Here is a 676-nt window from a genome sequence, read left to right as displayed (position 1 = left end):
GAAGTGGTGGCCTAACTACGGCTACACTAGAAGAACAGTATTTGGTATCTGCGCTCTGCTGAAGCCAGTTACCTTCGGAAAAAGAGTTGGTAGCTCTTGATCCGGCAAACAAACCACCGCTGGTAGCGGTGGTTTTTTTGTTTGCAAGCAGCAGATTACGCGCAGAAAAAAAGGATCTCAAGAAGATCCTTTGATCTTTTCTACGGGGTCTGACGCTCAGTGGAACGAAAACTCACGTTAAGGGATTTTGGTCATGAGATTATCAAAAAGGATCTTCACCTAGATCCTTTTAAATTAAAAATGAAGTTTTAAATCAATCTAAAGTATATATGAGTAAACTTGGTCTGACAGTTACCAATGCTTAATCAGTGAGGCACCTATCTCAGCGATCTGTCTATTTCGTTCATCCATAGTTGCCTGACTCCCCGTCGTGTAGATAACTACGATACGGGAGGGCTTACCATCTGGCCCCAGTGCTGCAATGATACCGCGAGACCCACGCTCACCGGCTCCAGATTTATCAGCAATAAACCAGCCAGCCGGAAGGGCCGAGCGCAGAAGTGGTCCTGCAACTTTATCCGCCTCCATCCAGTCTATTAATTGTTGCCGGGAAGCTAGAGTAAGTAGTTCGCCAGTTAATAGTTTGCGCAACGTTGTTGCCATTGCTACAGGCATC

Annotated in this window: 1 protein-coding gene; it reads right to left on the bottom strand. The window is 45.9% G+C overall.

The window, feature by feature from the left end; genetic code table 11:
- Window positions 1-351: 351 nt before the first annotated feature.
- Window positions 352-676: serine hydrolase (locus SxD43FB_RS23845; RefSeq protein ID WP_078844018.1), on the bottom strand; the 325-nt coding region annotated here is incomplete at its 5' end.

Source organism: Sphingobium sp. D43FB, assembly GCF_002312805.1.
Taxonomy (GTDB): domain Bacteria; phylum Pseudomonadota; class Alphaproteobacteria; order Sphingomonadales; family Sphingomonadaceae; genus Sphingobium.
Note: the sequence above shows the minus strand (reverse complement) of the source record. Positions and strands in the feature narration are given on the sequence as shown.